The sequence below is a fragment of the Psychrobacter sp. 4Dc genome (genome assembly GCF_002836715.1).
Classification (GTDB): domain Bacteria; phylum Pseudomonadota; class Gammaproteobacteria; order Pseudomonadales; family Moraxellaceae; genus Psychrobacter.
In genome coordinates this window covers 1-863 of the sequence record NZ_PJAT01000057.1, presented here as the reverse complement: position 1 = coordinate 863, position 863 = coordinate 1, and the positions used below count along the sequence as shown (strand labels likewise).

1 protein-coding gene is annotated in these 863 nt (G+C 42.8%); it reads right to left on the bottom strand.

Annotation, left to right across the window (positions count from 1 at the left end):
* Positions 1-17: 17 nt before the first annotated feature.
* Entirely contained in the window at positions 18-770 is a 753-nt protein-coding gene (locus CXF61_RS02800) for an IS5 family transposase (protein WP_165597073.1), read from the bottom strand.
* Between the last annotated feature and the right edge of the window lie 93 nt (positions 771-863).

The following is an 863-nucleotide window of genomic DNA, read 5'->3' as shown; positions in this document are numbered from 1 at the left end:
TAGGGCGTGTTGAACATTCATAATTTGAGCCAGATATAAGCACAAGCAAGAGCGACTGTATTTTCATAACTCTGCTTGAGCTTATCAAATCTGGTGGCAACCGCCCTATACTGTTTTAGTTTGGCGAAAGCATTTTCTACTAGATGCCTCGCTTTATATAAGTCCCAGTCCATATGGTCGTTAGAAGACTGAGTATTTCGTTTTCGAGGGATGTTATCCCGTGTCCCTGCTTGTTCAATATGCGCTCGTAGTGCATCAGAATCATAGCCTTTATCGGCACATAAAACCTCTGTGTTGCTCAAATTAACTTTGTCTACTAAGTCAGGTGCGACTTTAACGTCGTGGGTCGTGCCATCTGACAAGATAAAGGTAATCGGATTGCCATGCGCATCTACTGCCAAGTGAATCTTGGTCGCGCGTCCTGCCACACTTTTACTAATGGATTGTAGGTTCTCATTGCCACCACTGCTGTGCTGATGCGCTTTAATATGAGTACCATCAATGAAGACCCACTCAAGGTCTGCGTCTTTGATCAGTAACGTAAATAATGCAATCAGCTTATTACTGCGAGACCAGCGCTGGTAAGCTTTATAGATGGTATTGGGCTTGCCAAAATACTCGGGTAAGTCGCGCCAAGGACAGCCAACACGCATGCGATAAAGCACGCCTTCAACCGTTTGTCTAAGATTTCCTTTGTCATAGATATTAAGTTCTAGTAATATAGGTTTCAGTCTTGTCCAGTGTTCATCTTTGAGCATAGTGCGAGGCATAGCGAACGATATCTTTTTTGTGTGAGAACTTAAAGATTAACCGTTCGCTATTTTTTTTGCCATTAATTTATACCCAATGTTCAACACGCCCTA

Excerpts from the sequence above, each read along its gene's own strand:
- CXF61_RS02800 (WP_165597073.1), bottom strand. The coding sequence starts at position 770 with ATGCCTCGCACTATGCTCAAAGATGAACACTGGACAAGACTGAAACCT.